The sequence below is a fragment of the Lactobacillus sp. ESL0237 genome (genome assembly GCF_003692985.1).
GTDB classification, from domain to species: Bacteria; Bacillota; Bacilli; order Lactobacillales; family Lactobacillaceae; genus Lactobacillus; species Lactobacillus bombicola.
In genome coordinates this window covers 1-4,509 of the sequence record NZ_REHE01000017.1, presented here as the reverse complement: position 1 = coordinate 4,509, position 4,509 = coordinate 1, and the positions used below count along the sequence as shown (strand labels likewise).

The following is a 4,509-nucleotide window of genomic DNA, read 5'->3' as shown; positions in this document are numbered from 1 at the left end:
CAATTAATGCTTGAGTTTCAACAGGTGAAATAATCAATTCACTTACTGGTCGTTTACGACCTTTAGCATAGTTATCAAATTCGGGCGTTCCCTTTACATGTTTATTATACTGCTCTGCATTGAGTTCATTCCAGTTATATTTTCCCGATTTTGGAATATATCTAGCAGCAGTATTCGGTAACGACTCATTTTGCCTTTGGTAATCAACCGCCTTCTTCCACTGGTCGAAAGTCATGTTGTCAACATAAGTGCCTTTACCAGTTTCTGGATCTCTTGACCACCTTACACGGTCATCTGGTAAGACTTCAATATAAGGAACTGTTGTACACCTACAATAAGGATGAATTAACGGATAATTAATGCCATCTTTTCTATCTTTCAGGTCAAAAATCTCACCATCTAAGTGCCCACATTCTTCGCAAGTGTGGGACTCTAACGTTGCTAAATACTGGTACTGTTCAACTCCCTCTTCTTTATAAGCATCTGCAGTAGCTGTTTCGGCAATGTGCCCCATTTCAGTAATCACTAAGCGATGCAATTGATAGTCTTCAACATCTCTCAATCGCTGGCGCATCATTTTAAACACTTGCTCATGAGAATGTCCTAAAACAGAGCCCCTTAATAACGCATCACCTAATTCATTAGGTAACACCTCAGTGTAGTTTTTCCAAATCCGTTTAGAGAAGTTGCTGCCATTCCAGGGCTTGTTGACAATTACTTTGACTTGATATTCATTAACATTGGCAAAGTTACTAGATAATTTAGCCTGCTCTAATTGTGTTAAGTAGATGCTGTGCATGTATGTTTGTTGAAATTGGTTAGATAGACTTTGTGCTAATTTGTTACTCTCAGCTGTCGCATATTGACTTAATAGGTTGGTCAGTTGCTCGTCTATGTTCTCAAGTCTTGATAATTGACTTTTGAAATATTCGGCATCTAGTTCTTTATCAAAGCCACCTTCTTTAGCCTTACGCTTGAACTCCTTCAATGTCATGTGCCAATCACGAGTACCAATTGTGCTCAAGATTTTACGAGCATCTTCTTTGCTGATTTTTTGATTGTTGGCATAACGATTGAGCCAGTATTCAACTTCCTGCTCTAGTATTGGCTGAACCTCTTTTAAACGAGCACGCATGGCTGACTCATATTCAGCTGCATTAGTCAACTGATTGTCTTTTTCCTGTAAAAACCTCTTTTGCCAGTAACTACGACTTCTTGTTGTCTTCTTGCTCATCGTCATCATCACCGTTTAAGCTATTAGGGTTTCCGTACTCGTCATTGCGATTTTTAAGGTCTTCTTGTTGGTCTTTGAGTTCCTCTTGCCAGTCTTCCACAATTGGATTAGCTTTAGCGATTGCTTCTTTACTTGTCCAGTTAGCTAATTGACTAACTACTTGAGCTCGTTCAACATCATTTTGAATTGCTGTTCTAGTCCAAGTTTGATTAATTCTTCGACTATCCGCATCTGAAATATTTAACCAATGCATGATTGCTCTAACTAATTCAGTCAATGCATCTCTAAAATAGGCTTCGGTTTTGGCTGCTTTTAGTTCAAGGTGAGAATACAGCATCTTAATTGCGGTCCCAGTTGCATTATTAGTTTTAAAATCAGTTGGATCGATTCCTTGAGCATGAACAAAAATGTTAGTCTTAGTTGTTTCTAGCATTGAGTTACGAGCTTCAGTAGGGATATTAATGGCTAATTGATCAACACCTGAGTCATCGCCACTACCCATACTTCTAACTCTAATGGCCTTATATCGTTGGAGGTCTTTTCTGAATTCGTCCAGACCTTGACCGCCATAATTCTTTAAAATTAAAAATATTTGTTGAATATTATCTAAATCATTAACGTAACCGTTATAGATTTTGTCGTAGACATCAATTAAGCCCTTGTAATGAAACAAATCAGGTTGCTGTTCCTTGTTCTTAGGAAACGCAATAAACGGTATCCGTCCCATACCATGATGATTAACACTTGAAGTACCTGCGGCATCATCAGTTGACGCATCATAAATCGTAAAGCGATCATTAATTGGCTCTAAATTGTTAAATTGCTCGTCACGTGATTTAAAAACCGTGACTGTTTCATCATCCCAATATTCATGTACCCAGTAAGTTTTAGCGGTTTCTGGCTCAAGTTCTTTATATGAGCGCCTCAAGGCAACCAACTTACGATTTAAATCAGTTGAGTATATCGGTGTAATCTGGTCCGGTGGCACAATCGCATATCTAAACTGGTTATTTTCATCAAGCCAATAATGTAGCCATGCTATACCAGCATTAGCTGCATCAACAACCAATTCATTTAATCTTAAAGCAAAGTTGTCGCCTAAAGTATCTTTGATTTGGTCATTTAGCTTATCTTCACCCACATCAATAGTTGGTGGCTTGGTAGCTAAATAGCCTGCTTCTTGGTCAACTAGCAATTGATGAAAGTTAGAACTCACACGGTTATCAGCTGGCCTTAACGGATTTTTGCTCTTCTTTGCCGCATCGTCATCTTTAGTTTTAGACTCACCGTTGTTTTTTATTGTGATGTCATTCTCATTGAGGTAATAACTTTTAGATTTAGCATATTTAGCATTAAAATTAACTCGCCTTGTTTGCGTGTTTTGCAGCAATTTTTTCATTGCTTCTAATTCCATTTAATAAAACCTCCTTTCCTGATTAAACTCTCAAGAGCATATCGGGTAGCGTCCATAGTGTGGTCGTTGCCATCTGGATAGCCTGACTTGTAGTTTCCGTTTAAATCGATTTCAAATTCATAGCTAGTAAATTCACGCCAAGCATCAGGACAACGGTTGGGGTCAATGATAATTTCACGTAAATCTTCCAGCCACTTGTAGCCGTGATCACGTGAACCTCCGCCTTTGATTGCACCATAAATGTTCAGTCCCTGGTCTTGGTATTCCGCAATCATATCAGGGGAGGCTGAATCAGCTGTTAATGGTTCATTTCTGGGATTACGTTGCTTTATCATCGCAACTGCATCACGTACTTTTAGACCAACACGTTCAAATTCATCAAAAATAAAAATGCGACGCCTTGCTGAGTCCCAATAAATTTTAACGAATGCCGTCGGGTCTTTGGCAAAGCCAAAATCAAGTCCGTAGTAAACCTTATCAAATCTAGCAATCTCATCATCAGTAATTGGTCTGGTAGTAATATTGTTGAATACTTCCGCACCTGTACCAGTGACTTCGCCCAAATACTCATGACGATATGCTTTCTCGTTATCCTTTTTCAGCTGCTCTGCGTCTGCTAGAAATTCGATACCCAGCCATTGCTTAGGTACTGAACGATAGTCAGATAGATTAACCAGCGTATCATCACGCATTTGTTCACTATCAACTGCTTGATTAACCCAATTAGATTGTCTGGCTGGTGGGTTGTATGAATAAAAAGTAATAATACCGGAACCACCACGACCTAATGACTGGTTTATTGAACGAATTTCTTCCATGCCTTTGAATTCCGTAACTTCTTCGAAATGCTTGAATTTCGTGTAACCTTGCCTAAACGTTTGCGACTTTATCTTACGTGGGTCGTCTGCACCCTTAAATCTAATCTGTTGACCGGTTGGTTTAAAGGTTAATTGCATCGGACTAACTGACGATTGCCAGTATTCATCAACGTGTAAAAGGTCAATTGCCCACAAATATTGCTCAAATACCGAGTCACGCAACGTATTGGCCACCTTACGCAAAACAATCGCATTAGCGTCCTTGTCTTGCATAATTCCCAGCACAATCATGAGCGAAATAAAAGAGGACTTGGTACTACCACGTCCTCCTTTGAGCCAATAATTGGCATGTTTTTTGTTATGAATATCCCAAAAAAGTTTAAAAAATGCTGGCGAGATATTATCTTTAAGACTCACTTGCATTATTGTCCTCCTTTGGAATATTGAAATTGATGTTGACTGTCGTGTCTAGATCATCACTGTTTAACTGCTCAACTTTATATTCAGCCATCTTAGCTTCGGCAACCATTTTACGCAGTTGCGCATTAGAAATAGGGTCACTTGGATACCGTTTAAGCAATTCTTTAGCAGCAGTAATTCTGTCTTTAGCCGAAACTTCAATACCCTTAAAAATGCCCTTAGCAGTCGCTACAGTCTCCGTTTGTTCGCCTCGCATAACTGAGGTTAAGTATTCTAAAACCTCTTTGGCGCTCGCTAATTTGGCAGATTCGAGCCGTTTCATGCGCGATTCGATATAAGCTTTAACGTTAGCATTTGTTAGCATGCGACTAGCATTAGCTCTCGCAGTTTCATTATTTTTAACCTTGTAGCCAGCATTTACATATGCTTCGGTCGCATTACCACTTTTGATATACTCGTCAGCAAACTTTTTTTGTTTACCTTTTAATTCAGTCACATCATTTCACCACCTCCTGATTTTGAACATTAAAAAAAGCACCCCATTAGGTACTATAGAGTGCTATTGCTTGCTTCATTTTAAATATTTAGATAAGTCTACCCCATTATCTGAAGCCATTCTCAAA

At 38.9% G+C, this 4,509-nt stretch carries 4 protein-coding genes; all 4 read right to left on the bottom strand.

Annotation, left to right across the window (positions count from 1 at the left end):
• A partial coding sequence (locus tag F5ESL0237_RS08265; RefSeq protein WP_122029877.1) for a minor capsid protein occupies positions 1-1,234 on the bottom strand: 1,234 nt, incomplete at its 3' end.
• A complete protein-coding gene (locus F5ESL0237_RS08260; protein WP_122025205.1) occupies positions 1,206-2,648 on the bottom strand; it encodes a phage portal protein in 1,443 nt (480 codons plus the stop codon). The genes F5ESL0237_RS08260 and F5ESL0237_RS08265, both read right to left, overlap by 29 nt.
• Positions 2,639-3,889, bottom strand: coding sequence for a PBSX family phage terminase large subunit (locus F5ESL0237_RS08255; protein ID WP_122025206.1), 1,251 nt, complete (start codon positions 3,887-3,889; stop codon positions 2,639-2,641). The genes F5ESL0237_RS08260 and F5ESL0237_RS08255 overlap by 10 nt, the downstream gene beginning before the upstream one ends.
• Positions 3,873-4,382, bottom strand: coding sequence for a terminase small subunit (locus F5ESL0237_RS08250; protein ID WP_122025207.1), 510 nt, complete (start codon positions 4,380-4,382; stop codon positions 3,873-3,875). The genes F5ESL0237_RS08255 and F5ESL0237_RS08250 overlap by 17 nt, the downstream gene beginning before the upstream one ends.
• Between the last annotated feature and the right edge of the window lie 127 nt (positions 4,383-4,509).

Coding starts and splice junctions, on each gene's coding strand:
- F5ESL0237_RS08260 (WP_122025205.1), bottom strand. CDS start 2,648: ATGGAATTAGAAGCAATGAAAAAATTGCTGCAAAACACGCAAACAAGG.
- F5ESL0237_RS08255 (WP_122025206.1), bottom strand. CDS start 3,889: ATGCAAGTGAGTCTTAAAGATAATATCTCGCCAGCATTTTTTAAACTT.